The organism is Thiospirochaeta perfilievii, assembly GCF_008329945.1.
Lineage (GTDB): Bacteria > Spirochaetota > Spirochaetia > DSM-2461 > DSM-2461 > Thiospirochaeta > Thiospirochaeta perfilievii.
This window is the reverse complement of the sequence record NZ_CP035807.1, coordinates 1346845-1368178: the sequence shown is the minus strand read 5'-3', so window position 1 is coordinate 1368178 and position 21334 is coordinate 1346845. Positions and strand designations below refer to the sequence as shown.

General features: G+C 32.8%; 19 protein-coding genes. 12 read left to right on the top strand and 7 right to left on the bottom strand.

What is annotated here, in order from left to right; translation table 11 throughout:
* The first annotated feature begins 4 nt into the window (after positions 1-4).
* A complete protein-coding gene (uxaC, locus tag EW093_RS06210; RefSeq protein ID WP_149567558.1) occupies positions 5-1417 on the top strand; it encodes a glucuronate isomerase in 1413 nt (470 codons plus the stop codon).
* A 2-nt stretch (positions 1418-1419) separates the two neighbouring features.
* A complete protein-coding gene (locus EW093_RS06205; protein WP_149567557.1) occupies positions 1420-2409 on the top strand; it encodes a LacI family DNA-binding transcriptional regulator in 990 nt (329 codons plus the stop codon).
* On the opposite strand, the gene EW093_RS06200 is transcribed toward EW093_RS06205, so the two are convergent.
* The 3 genes from EW093_RS06200 to EW093_RS06190 are packed head-to-tail and all read right to left on the bottom strand — an operon-like array spanning position 2396 to position 5531.
* Complete coding sequence (locus EW093_RS06200) at positions 2396-2926, bottom strand: chromate transporter (protein ID WP_149567556.1); 531 nt, start codon at positions 2924-2926, stop codon at positions 2396-2398. The genes EW093_RS06205 and EW093_RS06200 overlap by 14 nt on opposite strands.
* A complete protein-coding gene (locus EW093_RS06195; RefSeq protein ID WP_149567555.1) occupies positions 2920-3483 on the bottom strand; it encodes a chromate transporter in 564 nt (187 codons plus the stop codon). The genes EW093_RS06200 and EW093_RS06195 overlap by 7 nt, the downstream gene beginning before the upstream one ends.
* Before the next feature lie 5 nt (positions 3484-3488).
* On the bottom strand, positions 3489-5531 hold the full coding sequence (locus tag EW093_RS06190; RefSeq protein WP_149567554.1) for a diguanylate cyclase: 2043 nt from the start codon (positions 5529-5531) through the stop codon (positions 3489-3491).
* Positions 5532-5636: 105 nt separating this feature from the next.
* Between EW093_RS06190 and EW093_RS06185 the strand changes: the two genes are divergently transcribed.
* From EW093_RS06185 to EW093_RS06165, 5 genes are all read left to right on the top strand, one after another.
* Positions 5637-7355 carry an HD-GYP domain-containing protein gene (locus EW093_RS06185; RefSeq protein WP_149567553.1) on the top strand — a complete coding sequence of 573 codons (1719 nt, stop codon included), beginning with the start codon at positions 5637-5639 and terminating at the stop codon, positions 7353-7355.
* A gap of 93 nt (positions 7356-7448) precedes the next feature.
* A complete protein-coding gene (locus EW093_RS06180) occupies positions 7449-7835 on the top strand; it encodes a metal-dependent transcriptional regulator (protein WP_223111656.1) in 387 nt (128 codons plus the stop codon).
* Positions 7836-7852: 17 nt separating this feature from the next.
* Positions 7853-8092: a FeoA family protein gene (locus tag EW093_RS06175; protein WP_149567552.1), complete on the top strand. Its 240-nt coding sequence runs from the start codon at positions 7853-7855 to the stop codon at positions 8090-8092.
* A 55-nt stretch (positions 8093-8147) separates the two neighbouring features.
* A complete protein-coding gene (gene feoB / locus EW093_RS06170) occupies positions 8148-10148 on the top strand; it encodes a ferrous iron transport protein B (protein WP_149567551.1) in 2001 nt (666 codons plus the stop codon).
* A gap of 9 nt (positions 10149-10157) precedes the next feature.
* On the top strand, positions 10158-10304 hold the full coding sequence (locus tag EW093_RS06165) for a FeoB-associated Cys-rich membrane protein (RefSeq protein ID WP_149567550.1): 147 nt from the start codon (positions 10158-10160) through the stop codon (positions 10302-10304).
* Positions 10305-10434: 130 nt separating this feature from the next.
* Here the strand turns inward: EW093_RS06165 and EW093_RS06160 are convergent, their stop codons facing one another.
* Entirely contained in the window at positions 10435-11391 is a 957-nt protein-coding gene (locus EW093_RS06160) for a LacI family DNA-binding transcriptional regulator (RefSeq protein ID WP_149567549.1), read from the bottom strand.
* Positions 11392-11494: 103 nt separating this feature from the next.
* Here EW093_RS06160 and EW093_RS06155 point away from each other — a divergent pair, with 103 nt between their 5' ends.
* Genes EW093_RS06155 through EW093_RS06145 form a run of 3 tightly spaced genes read left to right on the top strand, consistent with a single transcriptional unit; the run spans position 11495 to position 15576 of the window.
* On the top strand, positions 11495-13153 hold the full coding sequence (locus EW093_RS06155) for an alpha-glucosidase (protein WP_149567548.1): 1659 nt from the start codon (positions 11495-11497) through the stop codon (positions 13151-13153).
* Between the two features lie 14 nt (positions 13154-13167).
* Positions 13168-14028: an adenylyl-sulfate kinase gene (locus tag EW093_RS06150; RefSeq protein WP_223111655.1), complete on the top strand. Its 861-nt coding sequence runs from the start codon at positions 13168-13170 to the stop codon at positions 14026-14028.
* Between the two features lie 3 nt (positions 14029-14031).
* Positions 14032-15576 (top strand): alpha-amylase family protein, encoded by a 1545-nt coding sequence (locus EW093_RS06145; protein ID WP_149567547.1) that lies wholly within the window; start codon positions 14032-14034, stop codon positions 15574-15576.
* Here the strand turns inward: EW093_RS06145 and EW093_RS06140 are convergent.
* Positions 15551-16948, bottom strand: a complete 1398-nt coding sequence (locus EW093_RS06140) for a sensor histidine kinase (protein ID WP_149567546.1) — start codon at positions 16946-16948, stop codon at positions 15551-15553. The genes EW093_RS06145 and EW093_RS06140 overlap by 26 nt on opposite strands.
* Before the next feature lie 115 nt (positions 16949-17063).
* On the opposite strand from EW093_RS06140, the gene EW093_RS06135 reads away from it, so the two are divergent.
* Together EW093_RS06135 and EW093_RS06130 are read left to right on the top strand one after the other, a co-directional pair.
* Positions 17064-17600, top strand: a complete 537-nt coding sequence (locus EW093_RS06135; protein WP_149567545.1) for a hypothetical protein — start codon at positions 17064-17066, stop codon at positions 17598-17600.
* 154 nt (positions 17601-17754) lie between these two features.
* The gene (locus EW093_RS06130; protein WP_149567544.1) at positions 17755-18537 is read left to right on the top strand and encodes a DUF7402 domain-containing protein; all 783 of its coding nucleotides are present in this window, start codon (positions 17755-17757) and stop codon (positions 18535-18537) included.
* A gap of 68 nt (positions 18538-18605) precedes the next feature.
* On the opposite strand, the gene EW093_RS06125 is transcribed toward EW093_RS06130, so the two are convergent.
* On the bottom strand, positions 18606-19748 hold the full coding sequence (locus EW093_RS06125) for a glycoside hydrolase family 88 protein (protein WP_149567543.1): 1143 nt from the start codon (positions 19746-19748) through the stop codon (positions 18606-18608).
* 125 nt (positions 19749-19873) lie between these two features.
* Positions 19874-21313, bottom strand: coding sequence for an ABC transporter substrate-binding protein (locus tag EW093_RS06120; RefSeq protein ID WP_149567542.1), 1440 nt, complete (start codon positions 21311-21313; stop codon positions 19874-19876).
* Positions 21314-21334: the final 21 nt, after the last annotated feature.

The window sequence follows — 21334 nt, the reverse complement described above, 5'->3', positions numbered from 1 at the left end:
TTAAATGAGTACTTTTTTAACAGAGGACTTCTTGCTACTTAGTGATACAGCAAAAACTCTATACCACGATTACGCAAAAAAACAACCAATAATAGACTATCACTGTCATTTACAACCTAGGGATGTTGCAGAGAATAGACAGTTTAAAAATTTAACAGAGGTATGGTTAAAGGGAGACCACTATAAGTGGAGGGCAATGAGAAGCCTAGGTGTGGATGAAAAATATATTACTGGGGATGGAACAGACTACGAGAAGTTTCTAGCCTGGGCAAAGTGTGTTCCAATGTTAATTGGAAATCCCCTTTATCACTGGACTCATTTAGAACTACGAAGACCCTTTGGAATTAAGGATAGGGTTTTAAATAGCCAAACTGCAGAGTCTATATGGAATGAGGTTAATGAGAAATTAAAACAACCAGAGTTTTCCCCATGGGGTATTATTAAGCAGATGGATGTTAAAGTATTATGTACAACAGACGACCCTATAGATAGTCTAGAGTACCATAGTGCCTTACAGGAGAAGTCCCATTTAGATTTTAAAATGTATCCCACATTTAGGCCAGATAAGGCAGGTGCTGTTGAAGATCCTTACCTGTATAGAGATTATATAGAGCAGCTCTCTAGAGTTTCTGGAGTTGATGTTGTAGATTTTACTTCATTATCTAGGGCATTAGAGTCTAGGCATAACTATTTTCACAGCCTTGGGTGCCGAATATCAGATCATGCAATAAGAATACCAGAATATGAGAGTTACACACAACAAGATCTAGATGCTACTATATCTACTCTTCTAGATGGAAAAAAGGTCTCAGAAAAAGAGTCTGCCCAGTTAAATACTGCTCTTTTACAACTCTATGGTAGATTAAATAAGGCTAAAAATTGGACTATGCAGCTCCATATAGGTGCTATTAGAAATAACAATACAAGAATGTTTAATAAACTAGGGCCAGATACTGGTTTTGACTCTATTGGTGGTGGGGACATCGCCCTTCCTCTGTCTAGGTTATTAAACTCTCTAGATATAGAAGATCAACTACCTAAAACAATAATCTATGTATTAAATTCAGCAGATAACGATATTGTAGGAACAATGATTGGAAACTTTCAAGATGGTTCTATAGCAGGGAAAATACAGTTTGGTTCCGGGTGGTGGTTTAATGATCAAAAAACTGGAATGGAGAAACAGATGGAGTCTTTAGCAAATATGGGTGTTTTATCCCAATTTGTAGGAATGTTAACAGATTCGCGAAGTTTCCTCTCCTATACACGCCACGAGTATTTTAGAAGAATACTGTGTAATAAAATTGGTACATGGGTGGAAAATGGTGAAGCTCCAAAGGATTTAGATCTACTAGGTGAAATTGTTACAAACATAAGTTACAATAACAGTCTAAAATACTTTAATTTCCCAGGATAAAAATGAATATTTATGAGATAGCCAAAAAGGCTGGAGTTTCAACAGCAACTGTATCAAGAGTAATAAATAACAGTCCAAAAGTTAGCGAAAAGACCAGGGCTAAAATAAATAAATTAATGGAAGAGGAGAACTACATCCCTAGTGCCTTTGCTAGGGGACTCTCTGGTAGTTCTGTTAAGAGTATAGGTATCTTAACTATAGATATAAGGGACCAATATTTCGCCTCTGTTATCCACTCTTTAGAACAGGAGTTAAGCCTACATAAATATAATGTTATACTTTGTAATACAGGGGGTGAGTCAGATACTCAACGTAATTATATCTCCCTACTTATGCAAAAAAAAATTGATATTTTAATATTAGTAGGTTCAGTTTTTAAATATGATGAACTAAAAGAGGTTATTAAAAGTGTATCAATAAAGGTCCCTGTTATAATTGTTAACGAGAGTGTAGAAGGGGATAATATCTACTCTATAGTTTCCAATGAGGGTGAAGGTATAGAGAAATTAGTTTTATACCTAAAAGAGTTAGGGCACAGAGAGTTTGTATATATTAAAACAAGTGATAGTTACAGTGCAAAAAGAAAGGTAAAAGGGTTTCGAAATAGTACAGATAATAGTGCAATATTAATTGGTGAAAATAGCTTAGACTCAACAGCTGTTTTAGCCAATAAAATATTAGACTTGGAGATAAGACCATCAGCAATAGTATGCGATGAGGATATTACAGCCCTGGGTATAATTCAGCAACTAACCAAAAGGGGATTTTCTATTCCAATAGATTTTACTGTTACTGGATTTAATAACCTTATCTTCTCCCAATGCTCTAACCCTCTAATAACAACTATTGATAGTAAAAGTAGTGCTATGGGGTTATCTGCAGCTAGATTAGCCCTAGATATTTTAGAAAAGCGTAATGTACCAACTCTTAGTACAATAAATACAAAACTAATAATTAGAGAAAGCTCTTCGGTTAATACTAGGGGAGTATAATAACACCAGAAATTGCACATAAAAGAAGGGTATAAACTGGCTTTATCTTAAAAAACCTAAGTATAACAAAGGAAATAGTAGTTATAAAAATAGAAATATAACTTATGTTGCTATCTATAATAAAGATATTTTTAGCTAATACTATTATTGCTGCCCCAATTAACCCTGTAACTATAGGTCTTATTCCATTAAATATATTAATACGAATCCTGTTTTTTTCATACTTTTTTAGTATAGGGGCAATAAGAAAAATTATTATAAAAGATGGAAGAACAAAACCTACCGAGGCGATTATTGCCCCTAAAATATGATAGTTTTTAAACCCGATAAAAGTAGCAGAATTTATCGCAATAGCCCCAGGAGTCACTTGAGAAACAGCCAGTATATTTACAAATTCAGTCTCTGTTATCCACCTGTGAATAGTTATTGCTTCCTGCTGTATTAGTGGAATCATAGCATAACCACCACCAACTGTGGTAATGGCAATTATAGAAAATACATAGAGAAGGGTTAACATTTTCCCCTCCTTTCTTTAGTCTCTCCAATAACAAAACCAATAAAACCACCAAACAGTATTAAATATATAGGATGGAATTTGAAAAATAGAATTCCAACAACTGCTATCACAAGAAGGCCATAGGCCCATAAAGATTTTAAGGATTTTTTCCCTATATTAAGTAGAGCGTTTAGCATTAGTGCAACAACCCCAGCCCGTAGACCTGTAAAGGCTTTGACAATATATATATTGTTTTCTATATCTAACAGTAGGGATGAAATTAGGGATATAATTATTATCGAAGGTGTTATAAAGCCTAAAATTGCAATGGATAAACCAACTCTTCCTGCAATTCTATACCCCATTAATGCTGAAGCATTAACTCCTATAATTCCAGGAATACTTTGACCCATAGCATAATCATCTATAATCTCATCCTCTTTTAATAGACCATCCCGATTAATTAGCTCTTTCTCAACCATTGGCATCATGGCGTATCCACCACCAAAAGTTAAAATGCTAATTTTAAAGAATCTAAAAAATAGATCTACCCTACTAATTTTAATATTATTTTTCATCAGCACTATTTTAAAGTGTTATCGTAAAACTTTACACAGTTTCTACCAGAATATTTTGCTAAATAGAGTGCCTTATCTGCGAACTCCGTAATTTTATCTAAGCTGCTATTGGTTGTTGATGAGACTCCAAAGCTGCAAGTTATACTCTTTACACCTTCGAAGAATGTTTTTTCAACAGTTTTTCTCAAAAATTCAGCTAACTTAATAGCTCCATCCTCCTGGGTATTAGGTGCTATTATTAGAAATTCTTCACCACCCCATCTACCTAGAATATCCGTCTTCCTAATATTCTTAAGCAGGATCTGAGAAAGTTTTTTTAAAACATCATCTCCAACTAAGTGGCCAAAATTATCATTACAACTTTTAAAAAAGTCTATATCTAACATAATAATAGAAAAATCAGATTTACTCCTAGTATATTGGGAACTTATCATTTTTAAGGAGGAGTCTAACTTTCTACGATTATATATTCCTGTTAACTGGTCCGTCTCTGAAATTTCTAATAATCTCTTCTCTGCAGTTATATCCTGTCTAACAGCCATATAACCATAGTGCCTATTAAATTGATCTACTAAGGGGGAGATAGAGGCATTAAACCAGTAGCAGGATCCATCTCTCCTTAAATTTCTTACCTCTCCATTCCAAGTTTTCCCCTGCTCTATAGTTTCCCACATCTGCTTAAATACTGCTGATGGAGTAGATGGGTGTCTCATTATTTTATGAGTATTTCCAATTAATTCACTCTCTTTGTAACCTGACAGTCTACAGTATGCACTATTTGATTTAGTTATATTTCCTTCTAAATCTGTTTGGGATATAGGAATATACTCATCAACAAGTTTAAGGTAGTCTGCCCGCTCCTTCTCATAGAGTATCTTATCCGTTATATCGGTACATAGTCCTCTATAACCTTGGTAGATATTTTCTTTATAGTAGGGTACAGCACTTACAGAGAAACATCTTTTCTCATATTTGATATTTTCAACCCACCACTGCTTCTCCGATATTGGTGCTCTAGCCTCTATGGACTCCTCCATATCGTTATTCTCTTTGAATATATCCCTAAAGTTTTTACCTAAAATAAATTGAGGACTTCCCCAGGTTATTTGACTAAGACTCCCTGCTGTGTATGTAATATTAAAATTACTATCTGTCTCCCATACCCAGTTTTGGGAAGTTCTGGAGAAGTCCATCATCCTTGAAATATTATACTCTATTAATTTAGTTTTTTTGTGCAGAGAATAAGTAACTAATAAAGATGATGTTAAAGCTAGCAGATATAATAAGATTATTATGGAGTAGTCTAATAAAGAAAATACTCGTCTACTATCAAAGAGATAGAGACCCCAAACCCTATCGTGTAGAGGTAAGTCTGAATATATGCTTTTTTGCTTTTGTAATAGATATTTCTCCCCATATATAACATCCTTTTTTTTAGAAGACTCATTTGTTATAACTAATTTTAAATTCTCTTTGGTTAGTGTTTCAACAACTGGAAGCATTAGATCTTTAAAGTTAATAACTGATGATACCATTCCCCAAAAAATCTTTGACCTACTATTAAATACTGGAACCCTTGCAATAAGTCCAACCCCTCCCTGAACTAAATCTATAGGGCCATCTAAAATCATTAACCCTAGTTCTTGTGCCTTTTTAATCTGCTTATACTGGGATGGTATATCCCTGTAGTCTAGACCTAAAACTTCCTCATTCCCCTCAATTGGATAGACATTTGTAATAATGTTATTAGGAGCAATTGTTATATTTTTTAACCCCTTATACTGTTTAAATAACTCTCTTGAAAGTTCAGTAAACTCCTCCTCTGATATATCACTATGTACAGATATATGGGAAGAGTACACATATATTATGTTAAAATTACTGTTTATAGATCTATTTAGTGTTGACCTTATAGATAATAGGGTGTTTTTTAAATTATCCTGTTTTTCAAGGAGTTTCTGTTTATACAAAGACCTTATTGTAATAGAAAAAAGTAGTGTGATTGTAAATATAATTAGTAGTCCTCTTTTTATAAAACCTTTAAACATACATTTTAAGTATGTATCTCCTAGATATTAAAAGTCAATGAACAAAAAAATCGATTAAAATAATTTAATCTTTACAAAAACTGTTTAATTTATTTTAATTTAAGTATGAATTATAAATGGGCAAAGTATATAATTATGATTTTATTTATAGTTATCTCAACTTTTTTTTATATTGTAGCAAGTAATAAGATGAAAATAGTAAATCAGGAAGTATTGATTACTAGTAAGTGTGAGAATGATCTTACTGAGGTACTAACAGATATAGAGAGTCTATATGAGTACCAAGATTATCTTCCAAACGAAATCTTTTTTGAGAAGATAAATGGTATATATGCACATATGGCTGCTGCTGAAATAGACCATTATAATGATCTTAGGAAAAAGGATTTTGAGGACCTACGTTTAGAAGTTAGCAGGTTAAAGGATGAGACCTCTAAGAGTAAAAAATCACTTATTTCTACTGTTTCTAAATTAAAGAAAGAGAGGGATAATACTCTCTTTTTAACTGTAATAATTATAGTATTAATTGTGTTTATTGAATTTATATCCTATACCAGATTTAGTAGTGATATTACAAAGTATTTAAAAAAAATAGAAGTTAAAGATTATGACTTTAAAATAAGGCGTAGCTCCCTTCCATTCTCCTCTGATATCTATAGCAAGATTGACTACCTTCGCTTAAACCTAAAGGCGATAGATGAAGCTATTAGTGGAACATTAAAGGGCTATGGTATAAAAGAGACCCTTAGTGAAATTTTTACAAACATAAATTTTAAAAGGTATATAAGTTTTGACCGGATTGGTTTTGCTACAATTAATAAGGATAGAATAATTGCTAGTTTTAGCTTCTCTGATAATAAAGAGATACACTTTAAACAGGGCTTTAATATTCTATTAGAGGAGTCATCCCTATCAAAAATAAAGAGTAAAACAGATCTTAGGATTATAAATGATTTAGACCAATACTTTTTGGAAAAACCCCACTCTATGTCCACTGAACTTTTAATAAAGGATGGGTATAAGTCTAGCTTAACAGCCCCTATTACAGATCCAAATGGGAATATAGCTGGGTTTCTATTCTTCTCTTCAAGAAAAAAGAATAACTACGTAGAAAATGATAAATATAAGGTTCTCTCAATATCTGACATTTTAAGTTCAATATTTTCAAAAAATATGTTAATAGACGATTTAGTATCAAATGCTGCACTAGGTTTTGTTAAGTTAGTAGAGGATAAGGATCCTGAGACAGGGAGTCATTTAGAGAGAATGCAAAAATACTCAAGAATTATTGCTATGGATATGCTAAATAAGGGTATCTATCCAAATGAGATCGATATAAATAAGGTTGAAGATATATATAAATATGCTCCTCTCCATGATATTGGTAAGGTTGGTATTCCAGATAAGGTCCTATTAAAACCAGGAAGATTGACTCCAGAAGAGATGGATGTTATGAAGCGTCACTCAGAGATAGGTTCTAGAGTTTTAATACTATTTGAGAAAAATTTAAGAAGGTACGAGCATAATTTTTTTAGTTCTGCTATAAATATATCATTATGTCATCATGAAAAATGGGACGGTACAGGATATCCTAACAGTTTAAAGGGTGTATTAATTCCAATTGAAGCTAGAGTTGTTAGCGTTGCAGATGTTTTTGATGCTTTATGTAGTAAAAGAGTGTATAAAGAAGCTTTCCCGTTTGAAAAGGGTGTTGAAATTGTTACTTCACTTTCTGGAACGTCCTTTGACCCTAAGGTTGTTGAGTCGTTTTTAGACTGTTTAGATGATATAAGATCTGTATATAATGATTTAAAAGAGATTTAATAAGCTAAATTGTTGACAAAAAATATAAGATGTAACATTATATTAAAGTTAGCCAAGGCTAACTTGGTAAGTTGTACTAAAATGGGAGAGTGTGTGAGTAGTAATGAATCAATGGAGATGTACTTAGAAACAATTTATCTATTGGAAAAGTCTAATGGGCACGCCCACAGTGTTGATATTGGGAAGGAGTTAGGAGTTACTAAGGCTAGTGTTACAAAGGCAACAAAACATCTTAAAGAGGATGGGTATATAATTAAGGAACCCTATGGGAGCATAAACCTAACCAAGAAAGGGCGAGAATTATCTAAATCCATATATAAGAAACACAAGATAATTACACTCTATTTAGAGCACACATTAAAAGTGACTACTAAAGTGGCTGAGGAGAATGCATGTAGGTTAGAACATGTTTTAACTGATGAATTATTTGACGCTATATGCAGATATCTAAATAGTAATAATATAAAGACTAGTTTTTAGTTTTAAAAGGAGATTTTATGAGTAGCTTTGTTGAAACCGAACTTAATAACCTATCAAAGGCCGATATTAATCGGGAGTATATTATTAAAGGTGTAGAATCTGAAGATGTTGAGTTAAAAAACTTCCTGTTTACGTTAGGGTGTTATCCGGGGGAAAATGTAACCGTAATATCTGATTTTAAACATAACTTTGTAATAAGTGTTAAAGATGCAAGGTACAGTATAGACCTAGATCTTGCAAAAGCGATAAAACTTTAAAATTTTTACCTTAAAAGTTAGCCAAGGTTAACTTTAGGTTTTTAGGAGATAAATAATGAAAATTGCATTAACAGGTAATCCAAATAGTGGAAAAACAACCCTATTTAATTCTATTACTGGAAAAATTGAGCATGTAGGGAATTGGGCTGGTGTAACAGTAGCAAAAAAAGAGGCTAAGATTAAAAAAACACTTAATAGGTCTGGTCAGGATATAATTGCTGTTGATCTACCTGGAGCCTATTCTATGTCACCATTTACTTCAGAAGAGAGTATTACTAGGGATTTTGTAGAGTTAGAAAACCCAGATGTAATTGTTAATATTGTTGATGCTACAAATTTAAATAGAAGTCTTTTTTTTACATCGCAACTTTTAGAATTAGATATCCCTGTGGTTATTGCTCTAAATAAAAGTGATCTTTTAAAGAAAAAGAGAACTGATATAGATATAAAAATGTTAGAGGACGTTTTAGGTTGCCCTATTGTTGAAACAGTTTCAACAAAAAGTGGTAGAAATGGTCTAAGCAATTTAATTAATAAGGTTATAGAAGTCTCTGGCAGTAAACAGGAACCTCCTTTTATTCCTGTTGATGTTGATCTGAGTAACATTAACTCTGTAGAAAAGTCCGATATTAAACGTTTTGATTTTATTAAAGATTTAGTAGAAAGAGCTGAAAATAGAAGTTATAAAAGTAGTCTTCATAACTATCAGGATGGTATAGATAAAGTAGTTGCCAATAGATGGTTGGGTATACCTATATTCGCTTTAATAATGTGGGGTGTATTTTCAATTTCTCAAACACATCTAGGGCCGTTTATTGCTGATTTCCTTGTTGGAGGTATTGATAGTTTTTATACTTTTGTAGGATCTATTTTAGGTAGTGATGTCTCTCCTGTCTTAGAAGCAATTCTTCTAGATGGAATTATTGGAGGTGTTGGCGCTGTAGTTGGATTTTTACCACTAATAATGGTTCTTTTTTTCCTGTTAGCCCTTTTAGAAGATTGTGGCTATATGGCTAGGGTTGCAGTTGTTATGGATAGGTTTTTTAAAAGAGTTGGTCTCTCTGGAAAATCAATAATTCCTATGGTTATAGGTACAGGTTGTGCAATCCCAGGAATAATGGCAACTAGAACAATTAAAAACCAGAGACAAAGAAGAACAACAGCTATGTTAACTCCATTTATGCCTTGTGGTGCTAAGTTGCCTGTTATAGCTCTTTTTGCCGGAGTATTTTTTGATGATGCGGCATGGGTTGGTACTTCAATGTATTTTCTAGCAATTGGTATTATCATTCTTGGTGCTTTGATTATTGTAAGAATAACAGGAGAGAAGAATGCAAGATCATTCTTTATTATGGAACTTCCAGAGTATAGATTACCTAGTTTTAAACGGGCTTCTATATCAACTTTATCAAGGGCGAAGTCTTTTATCATAAAAGCTGGAACCATAATTTTGTTATGTAACGCTACTATACAAATAATGCAAACATTCAATTGGCAATTACAAGTTGTAGCAGAGGGCGCTGAGAATACAAGTATATTAGCCTCTATTGCTTCCCCTTTTGCCTTTATTTTAATCCCTCTAGGTTTTGGTGTATGGCAACTAGCAGCAGCTGCGATTACAGGTTTTATTGCAAAAGAGAATGTTGTTGGTACTCTTGCAGTTGTTTATAGTATCTCTAATTTTATAGATACAGATGAGTTAGTTTTAATTTCTGGTAGTCAGGATGTTGCTTCAATTATGGGCTTATCATCAATTGCTGCACTGTCATATTTAATCTTTAATCTTTTTACACCTCCATGTTTTGCTGCAATAGGAGCAATGAATTCTGAAATGGAGAATTCTAAGTGGTTATGGGCTGGGATAGGTTTTCAATTTGGCATGGGGTACGCAGTTTCTTTTTTAACATATCAAGTAGGTACACTAATTTTAACAGGAAGTTTTGGTAGTGGTTTTATATACGGATTAATTGTTGTATTAGCTATGGTTTCAGCTGTTATCTACCTAATAAATAAGGGAGATAAGGTAAGCTTAAATAAAAATGTAAAAGTGGCCTAGGAGGTTTAAATGACTAATTTAATTGTATTCGGAATAATAGTCTTAATAATTGGGATATCCCTATCTAAGGTAATTAGAGAGAAGAAGCGGGGTAACAAGTGTGTTGGTTGTCCATTAAGTGGTACAGCTAAGGGTAGTGGTTGTAGTTGTTCATAAATGGGACTAAGTTTGGTAGGTAAAAAACCTACCAAACTATTTTACTTTTTTAGGAAAGATAAGCTTAAGCTCAGTTGTGGTGAATCAATGGTTAAAAGTATTTTAGATTTGATTTTCAAGTTTTTTCCAATTAGGTAGTCTCACCTAGTTCCAAAGTTACATCTATTTTATCATATTTATTAACTGTTTCTATACCATTTATTAAATTAATTACTGTTTCAACACTTTTTTTACCTATCTCTACTAGGTCTTGAACCACTGTTGTAACCTTTATAGAGTTTCTTTGGCTAGTAAAACTACCATCGTAGGATATTACTTTTAAATCCCTAGGTATTTTTAGACCCTTATCCTGCGCTGCCCTAATAAAAGCGATTGCAATCATATCTGCTCCAAATACACCATCAGTTCTTGGATTCTTGTCTAATATATCCCGTGCAACTTGTTTAAACTTCTCAAAGTTAAAGTCACTCCACTCTATCTCAATTGTTTCAATATCTATTCCGTTCTCTTTAATAACTCTTTCAAACTCTGTATGGCTTAAATAGGAGGGAATATCTGTAGATTTCTCTCCACATATCTGTATTACACTTTTACACCCAGCTTTTACTAGCTCTTCTCCTGCTAGTGCTCCCCCTCTTTTGTGGTCTGAAGATACTGTAGGCACACCTTGTATAAACCTATCTAAATGAATTATAGGTTTTTTTATTCTTTTAATCTCTTTAGAGTCTATATTGGCATCGGCAATTATAACACCATCAACTAAGTTTGAGTTTAAAGTTGATATAAAGCTGTTACTCTTATTTGTACTAAAAACCATTAATGAGAACTGATTAATAACTAAATTCTCTTCTATATGTTTAATTAGGGTTGAGAAAAAAGGGTGGGAAATATCTGGAACTACCATGGCAATAATTTTAGTTCTAATAATACTTCTATTTAGGTCGTAGGGAACATACTCTAGCTCTGATATAGCCCTATCTATTTTCTCTTTAGAGGTTTCTGAAACATAACCACTTTTATTTATATATCGTGAAACAGTACTTGCTGCAACACCAGCCTTTTTAGCTACATCTCGAATATTTGCCATAAACCATTATATTACTATGAATATTAAAAAATCAATATTGACAGGTATTTAGATGGGCTGTATAAATAGAGTATGGAACATGTTTCATAAAAAGGAGATATAGTTGTATTGGAAGAATTCTGTGGTTTATCAAATTTATCCTAGAAGTTTTTTAGATAGTAATAGTGATGGTATAGGGGATATTCAAGGTATAATTTCTAAATTAGACTATTTAGAAAATCTTGGAGTTGATATCCTTTGGATCTGTCCTGTTTATGATTCTCCTATGGATGATAATGGATACGATATCTCAGACTATTACAATATTGCCAAGGAATTTGGAACCCTTGAAGATATGAAGAAACTTATATATGAGGCGGGTAAAAGGGGCCTAAAAATAATAATGGATCTTGTAATAAATCATACAAGCGATGAGCATAGTTGGTTCCTTGAGTCTAAGTCATCCCTTTTAAGTAGTAAAAGAGAGTGGTATATCTGGGCTGATCCTGATAAAAATGGAGACCCCCCTTCAAATATAAAATCTATCTTTGGTGGATCATCCTGGGAGTTTGATGAAAAAACTAAACAATACTATTTCCATGTGTTTTCTAAGAAACAGCCCTGTTTAAATTGGAACAATAGGGAAGTTCGGACCCAGTTATATAAAATGATTAATTGGTGGTTAGATTTAGGAATAAGTGGTTTTAGGGTTGACGCTATAACGTATATAAAAAAGAGCGATCGTATTTTTAATCCCTCTAATACTAATGATATTCATTGTAACGATGTCTGCTTAAATCAAAATGGAATTGATAAATGGTTAAATGAGTTAAAGTTGTTTGGATTTGAAAATGGGGAAGTTATGACAGTAGCAGAAGCCCCAGGGGTTCAAGGAGATAACCTATTAAAATATACAGGAAGTAGTGGCTTTTTTAGTATGATTTTTACATTTGATCACGTAGATCTAGATCTTAAAGATGGAGGGTTATGGAACGATCCTAAAAATTGGGGTATTAAAGAACTACGGAAAGCTCTATTTTCTACCCAAAAGCTGTTAGATAATAGTGGCTGGCCTGCCCTCTATTTCGAGAACCATGATCAACCAAGATCCATAAATAAGTATTTTCCAGAAAAAAGTATAAGTATTTACACAAAAAAATTATTAGCGATGTTACTTTTTTTCCAAAAAGGGACACCTTTTATATATCAAGGCCAAGAGATTGGAATGACAAATGTAAAGTATGATTCAATAGAAAAATATAAGGATATTGCATCGGTCAATCAGTATAATGAGTGCATTCTTAGTGGTTTTACAAAAAATGATGCACTTAAGGTTTTGTGGAATAGAAGTCGAGATAATAGCCGCACTCCTATGCAGTGGAGTAGGGAAATCAATGCTGGTTTTTCAAAGATAAAACCCTGGATTGAGATTAATGAGAACTATACATATATAAATGTGGAAGATCAACTTATTAATAGTAAATCCTTACTGCACTTTTATCGATCTTTAATAAAATTAAGAAAAAGTAGTGAGTATCGGGACCTAATAATCTATGGAAAATTTATTCCTCTATTGCAGAACTCCCAGAATCTTATATCATTTAAACGGGAGTATAAAAATAAATACCTAATTTTTATATGTAATTTTTCGGATAAGGAAGTCCCATATAATCCTGATTGTGGTATTGATAAGGTAGTTGTTAGTAACTATGAGACTTGGGATATTTTATTACAGTTTAATAGGTTACGAGCTTACGAAACAGTTGTTTATATAGCTAAATAGGGAGGTTTTTTAAGTTGGAAGAAAAAATAATACCAGGAGATATGCCTGGGGATAAGGTTGAGATTAATAATACACATATAAATAGAGCTGAAGTTCTATTCCCCCACTTATTAGAAAATATTAATAAACTAAATCGGGACAAAGTTGTAATCTCTGTTTATGGGGGCTCTGGAGTTGGCAAATCTGAGATTGGAAGTCTTCTTTCCCACTATTTAAGGGAGGAAGGTTTGGAGACTTATCTTTTATCCGGGGATAATTACCCCCACAGAATTCCTAAAGAGAATGACCGAGAGCGTGAGAACCGGTTTAGAGAGGCTGGATTAGTGGCTCTATCCCTTGAGAAGGACTTTGAAGATAGTTGGAGTTCCAGGTTAAAAGAGAGTTGGGAAAGTGGGGTAGAGTTAAATGATGAATTCTATAATATTTACTTCGAAGCGGGAGAGAGTGCTTTAAGGGAGTATTTAGGTACCGAAAAAGAGATAAATTTTAGACTTATAAACTCTATTATTAGTAGATTTTTAAATAATGAAACTTCAATTCCCCTTAAGAGGATGGGGCGAGAAATAGACGATTTATGGTTTGAGAAGGTCGATTTTAAAAATATAAAGGTTCTAATTATTGAGTGGACCCATGGGAATAATAATCTTCTTAACGGGGTAGATATCCCAATCTTTTTATTTAGCACACCTAAAGAGACCTTAGAGCACAGGCTCAGCCGTGGACGGGATAAGGGGGTTGATTCCCCATTTACTAATCTGGTTCTATCCCTTGAGCAGGAGAAATTGAATAGCCAAGCAGATAGAGCAAGCTTGATAATTTCTAAGAGTGGGGAACTATTAAGTTTAGAAGATTTTAAATTAAGGTCTATGGAGTAGATTATGGGAAGTAAGTTAGATATACCAAATGGAGTAATGTTAAATGCCTATCCCGATAGTTTAGGTGGAAATTTAGCTAATATAAACAGAGTTCTTAAAAGAGAGGAGTTAAAGGGTGTCTTTTCATCATTTTATATACTTCCTACACTGTTTGAATCGGATCTAGATCGTGGCTTTTCTGTTAAGAGTTACAATTTAAATGAGGATATTGTAGAACCAGAGGATCTTGAAGAGTTAAAATCCATGGATATTAATCTAAAACTAGATTTTGTTTTAAATCATCTCTCTGTTCAGTCTCCCCAATTTAGAGATATTTTAGAAAAGGGGGATAAATCCCAGTATGTAGACCTTTTTTTAGATTGGAATAAATTTTGGGATGGAAATGGTGAGTTAGGATCTGAAGGGTATATTATCCCCCATGAGAAGTATCTATCTAAACTATTTATGAGAAAACCAGGCTTTCCAATTTTAAAAGTTCCATTCCCAGATGGTAGCTTTAGATTTTATTGGAATACCTTTTATCAAAGTGTTATCGAGCCGACATTAGAGGGTGAGAAAACTAAATATCTTGGTCAGATGGACTTAAATGCTAAATCCCCAGGAGTTTGGGAGTTCTATGAAGATACATTTAAGAAGTTAAGTAATTATGGGGCTAAAATAGTAAGACTTGATGCTTTTGCGTATCTTCATAAAGAGATTGGTTATAGTAACTTTTTTAATGAACCTGGAACATGGGACTATCTCTCAAGGATTAAGGAGATCGCTGATAGATATAATCTTGTTCTCTTACCAGAGATACACTCTAAGTATGAGGATAAGTTACACCTAAAACTTGCAGAGAAGGGGTATCCTATTTATGACTTTTTCTTCCCTGGTCTAGTCATAGATATGATTGAATCAAAGAATTCAGAACACCTTTTAAGTTGGGTTGATGAGATTGTAACAGAGGGGCTTACAACATTTAATATGCTTGGTTGTCACGACGGAATTCCTCTTTTAGATGTAAAAGGCCTACTAAATGATCAGAGAATTGATCAGTTAATGAGTATAGTCAAAGAGAGGGGAGGGCGAGTTAAAGATCTTTTTGGACCAGATGGGAAAAAAATATCATATTACCAAATTAATGCAACTTTTTTCAGTGCTCTTGGAGAAGAGGAAAATAAATTATTGTTAGCCAGAGCTATTCAAATTTTTATGCCAGGGACACCTATAGTTTGGTACTTAGATCTTTTTGCAGGGAAAAATGATATTTGGGCTGCGGATAACATTGGCCATAAGGACATTAATAGAACAAATCTAACCACTAGAGAGATTGAAGACAAATTACAAGATAGAGTTGTATTAGAGCAGTTAAGGATATTAAATTTTAGAAATACAAACAGAGCATTTAAAAACTCTCCACTATTGGATGTTGAAACATCCAATGTTAAAAGGCCAATATTTAAATGGTCTAACGGAGAGTTTAAGGCTAAATTAACAATAGATTTAGAAGAAAATAGTTTTGTTATAGAATCAAAGGAACCTAATAAAGATTGGGTTCTCTTCTAGGAAAGCTAATTTTAAAAACAGCACCACCACTAATACTATTTGTTGGTGCTGTAATTGTTATATTTAATTGATCACATAACTTTTTTACTAAATAAAGGCCAAGTCCAACAGTGTCTTCTCCTCCTGTTGGTTTAGCAGATAGAATTTTAAACTTTTTGAATATATCTTTTAAGTCATCCTTAGAAAAACCTGGACCTGAATCAATCATTTCCCAATATATATTTTTACTATCCATATAAGTCTTAATATATATATTGGAGTTCATCTCTGAGAATTTAATTGCGTTTCCAATAAGATTAGATAATATTATTTTTAATAATTCATTGTCACTATTTACTTTCTCTATAGGTGAAAACTCATCAACTAACTCTATATTTTTATCATGGGAGTATACTTCAAAATTTAATATTATTAAACGAGTCAACTCTACTAAGTTTATATCCATATTATTTTCTGGTTTTAACCCTTCATCTAATTTTAAAAGTGCCATCATATTTTCATTTAAAGATTTAAGATCTCTAGAGGAGTTATACAAAAGTTTAAAGTCAGGGTTTTCCCAGTTTTGCTGCAACATATCAAATGATGTATTGTATAGGTATGTTATTGGGTTTGTAGATTTTTTGCTTAAAAGATTTATTATTAATGTTCTAAGCTCAATGACACTATCTAGTTCACTGTTTAAATGTTCAAGCTCCCTAATTTTTATCAGAAAATTATCTGCTAAAACATTAAGGCTGCTATTTAATGTCTCAAACTCATCATGACTATTTTTACTACTCTCTTTGGAGTAGTCTCCACTAGCTATTCTAAAAACATGTTTATTTACACTCTCTATTTTTGAGACTATATTTTTAGATATATATAGGCCTGCAAACACTGCTAAGATAAGTGCAATAATTATAACAATAGCAGTTATTAATTGTATAGGTATAATTTCAGTGGCAACGTTCCTATATGGTAGTAGACTTATAAGATCTAAGTTTAAAGACGGTATATGTAACCATGATGAGAAATATCTCTTTCCTTCCAATGTTATTATACCTTTATCTGACTCTATAATTTTATTATAGTCGATTTTATTTAGTGTTATTTGGGGATTTATTAAGTTAATGGGATAACACTTATCTGTTACTACAATTAGAGTATACTTAACACTTTTTATTCTAGTTTCTACAATATCAAATGTTTCATTTTCTGCTCTTCTCTCTATATGATTTTTTATAGAGAGTAGATAATTTTTTTGATCATCTACAGCTTTGTACTCTATTTGACTTTTGTATAAATTTGTAAAAACTATTCCCACAATTAAAAGTGGAAGTAGTATTAATACTGAAAAAATAGTTACAAATTTAACTCTTATGGATCTAATCATGATTCAATAATATACCACAGATATAAACAGTAGGGTATATCTTGTGGTATATTATTGGATAAGGGTGTAAGGTAAGTATTATGATTTCTTAGTAAATAAAATGAGGTGCAGAACTATGAAAATAAAGCTTGAAGAAAATTTTAGAAAATGGACTGCATTATTTATATCTATAATTTTATATTTTTTTATCCATGAAGGTGCACATCTCATATATGCAATATTAACTAATACATTTAAACAAATAAATTTTGTAGGTATAGGAATACAGGTTGATATATCACGTGATAAAATATCAGATTACCAATTAGGAATATTCTGTTTTTTAGGTCCTGTTGCCACAATAATCACTGCATATGTTTTAGTATATGCAAAAAACATATTTTTGAAAATTAAAAGTAATTGGTTACGAGCAATAAGCTTTTATACTACAATCGCCTTTTTAATAATCGATCCATTATATTTAGGTTTTGGATATAGGTTTGTTGGTGGAGGAGATATGAATGGCATAAAACTAATTTTCTCAGAATTCTGGACAAGTTTCATATTTTCAATCATTTTAATTATAAATACTGTTATAATCTTTAATTCTATTATTAAAGCTTATTCGAAGGCATATAAATTAGCGAACAATAAAAGAAAAATAATCGAATAATTATTATTCTCCTTCCCCTTCCCCCTGTCACAACATAGTAATTGTTTAACTGTGTGCTACAATTGTACAATACAATTGTCTAAAAAAAATTGTAAATAAATAATAGTTCTGATATAATATCTTTATATTTTATTAACAATAAAGGAATAATATTTTGAACATAAAATTAACAGACCGACTTGGAATGCTTAGGAAAGAAGTATCAGGTAATACTGAGGCTTTATTAACATTAAACAGCCCTTTTGGGTTTGAGGATGAGATCCATATAAAAACAACACCAAAATCTTTTGTTACTATAGAGTTAGATAAGTATATTAAACCTGCAACCATATATACTATATCAGGTAACATTAAATATGTGATTCCTGTTAACTGGAAGCTAAAAGCCTACCATCCTGATGCATTTACTCAAGAAGATATCGCTATTAAGGTTTCAATACCTTCAAATAATTTCATAAACTCAAGAAGGAATTTGGCTTTTAATAGTCTGGATAAGAGGTGGGATACAGGATATTTCCCCCATGCTAGTGCAAATGTTGTTACTAGAGACGAACCTTGGTTTGAAGCAAAAAATGCTATTGATGGTGTTATCAATCAAGATGGACATGGAGTTTATCCTTACCACTCATGGGGAGGAGGTTTAAGGGAGGACTTAGAATTTACACTAGAGTTTGGACGTACAGTGGTAATTGATGAAATTAGGCTCTACCTTAGAGCTGACTTTAAAGATAATCATGATATCCACTGGGAATCTGGAGTGTTAGAATTTTCTGACGGCCATGAAATGAGTGTTAAAATGACTGGTACAAAAGAAGCTGACTGTATAACTTTTGAGCCTAGAAAAGTTACTTGGATTAAACTACATCACTTAAAACGTGAAATTTCTGCTGCTTTTTCAGCCTTAACTCAAATTGAAGTATTTGGTAACGAAGTATAAATTTGATTTACTTACCAGTCACAAATATCATAAATGCTTATAATATTTGTGACTGGTAACTGTTTGATTTACCAGAAAAGCTCTTCTTCGCCTTTTAAACGTAAGATTGCCTCTATAAAAAAGTAATCTCCATAAATTATTGGTGTATCATTTGGATAAAGTGTCGGTTTATGATGATATGCTTGGGTTCCGTGTAATAGGATTCCCTCTTCTTCAGTTCCCCAAGAGCTAACATTTTTGTCTAAGGCTTTAAGAATTTTAACTGCAGCATTATTGTATATATCTTTTTCATACTCAGGTAGATGGGAAGCTATCTCTAATAAACCAGCAGCAATTATAGCTCCGGCACTACTATCCTTGTCATTCCCTTCTAAGATTGGTGATCTAAAATCTACTCGCGGAATCCAATCATCACATATATTTGCTATAACATAATTAGCAGCATTTTTAGCAGCATGTAAGTATCTAGTTTCGCCTGTATGACGGTAACTAAGAGCAAAGCCATATACTGCCCAGCCCTGGCCTCTAGACCATGATGAGTCTGGAGAAAAACCTTGCCCGTCAACAGCTTCTATAAATTCACCGGTTTTATCATTAAATGAAATTATATGATTAACAGAACCATCAGGTCTTTGTAAATAATTAATTGCAGTATCAGCATGGGCCATAGCAATTTCTTTAAACCTAGGATCTTTTGCCTGTTCTGATGCCCAATAAAGAAGTGAAAGATTCATTAAGCTGTCAATTATTACCCAACCATTTTTATTTCCATTCCATGCTCGAATAAAATTACCTTTTAAATTAAAACGAGAGAATAATGTACTCGCAGCTAACATTGCTCTTCGTCTAGATTGTTCATTTCCTGTAATTTTATAGGATGCTACACTAGATAATGTCCATAAAAAACCTACATCGTGGTGTAGAGTGTCATACTCCTGAAATGCAGGGTCTAGTTTCTCCTCTTGTATTTCTGCTAATTCTCGGTAATTTTTATTATCTGTTTTACGATACATTTGCCATAAAAGACCAGTCCAAAAAGAGTTTGTCCACCATGCAGGAAGAAATCTATCACCATTAAAGTCTTGATATTTCCCATTTACAGAGACAAAAGGAAAGGTGCAGTCAATACTATTACTTGACCACTCTACCTTTTTCTCTATACGGCTATAGACATCATCTATCCAATGAATATCTTCTTGTTTTAGTTTCATCTAAGTACTCCTTTGCATACAAAAACTACCGGGTATCTTGTTTTAAGTATTGTTTTAATTAAGAAAGTCCTTCCTAATAGTATAAGGAAGGACATATAAACTCTATTTTCTAAAGCTAAATAGGTTTAATAATCACTCATATAATCCCAAGAAGGGAACTTGTAGTCATCTAAAGTTACATTATCTCCTTCGGAATTAGCTTTCTCGATATTTCTTTCTAATGCTTCTTGCATTTTTTCATTCCATTGTTTTGCTAATTTATCAAAAGCATTAATATCTTCTTCTATTAAAGCCCCTGCAAAAACGTCCCATCTTGTAGGGTTAACTTCAGGCCATGCAACAAGACCAACTGCTGGATTTTCAACCTTCGGATCAGGGTAAGTTTTAACATAATCTTTTGCTATCTGCATAAAATCTTTCTGTAACTTAGTTGCAGAAGTTAATTCTGCAGCTTGATTTCCAGGGAATTCTCCAACTTCATTAAAATATGCTGTTGCAAATTCTTTTGAGTGAAGCCATTTAAATACTTTTGCAGAAGCTGCTGCATTTTTAGTATTTGCATTCATATATACTGATCCATTATAAAGACTCATATATCTATATGCTTTTCTTCCTGAATCAGGAACTGGAGCTTCTGCAACACCTAAGTCTAAGCTTGGATACTCTCCACCAACTACACGTGGAATCCATGTTCCTCCAAAGTAGAAAGCAGCTTGGTCCTGACCAAATAGAGCTCTAGCAGCAGTTGTCTTCATTGAAGCCCAACCTGGAGCAAGTGCACCATTTTTAGATAAGTCAATTAATAACTGTGCTACCATTTTATGGCCTTCACTATCAAGCTTGAATTTACCACTTTTCTCATCAAAACCAACTGTTCCATAACGAATATCTCCAGAAGCTGGTGCTGCTGTAGTAAGTAGACCATTAAGGATACGGTGGAAATCAGCAGAAGGGTTTCCTGGCATAGCTATACCATAGTATTCACCATTTCCTTTTTTACTAATGTCCGTAGCTACTTCTAGAAGTTCTGAGAAAGTTTTAGGTATATCATCTTCGCTGTATCCAGCTTTTGCTAATACTGCTTTGTTATAGAACATCATTCCATGAAGTTTAAGAAATCTGTTTTCATAAGGTAGTGAATATAACTTACCGTCATACTTCATAGCTCCTTCAACTAATAATCGTTGATCAAACTGGCTTAAAAAGTCGGCATCCACATAGTCATCTATTGGAAGAACCTGATTTTGATCAACTAAAACTCTAGGGTCATTCTCCGGTTGATACCAAAAAAGGTCTGGTCCAGCACCACTTGTAATAGATAGAGCTAAACTTTGTCCATACTGATCTTGAGCTACTGCTACAAACTCAACATCAATGTCAGGATTTGCCATTTCAAATTTCTCAGCCATAGGTTTGTAAAATTTTTCAATTCCTGCACCATCCCAATGCCAAATAGTAACAGTTGATTTACCTGTAGATTCTGAAGATTCATTTTGACCATTTGCAAAAATTGCTCCACACATAAAAACAGACAACAGTAATAAAATTACATTTTTTTTGTTCATCTTTTTCCTCCATAATATATA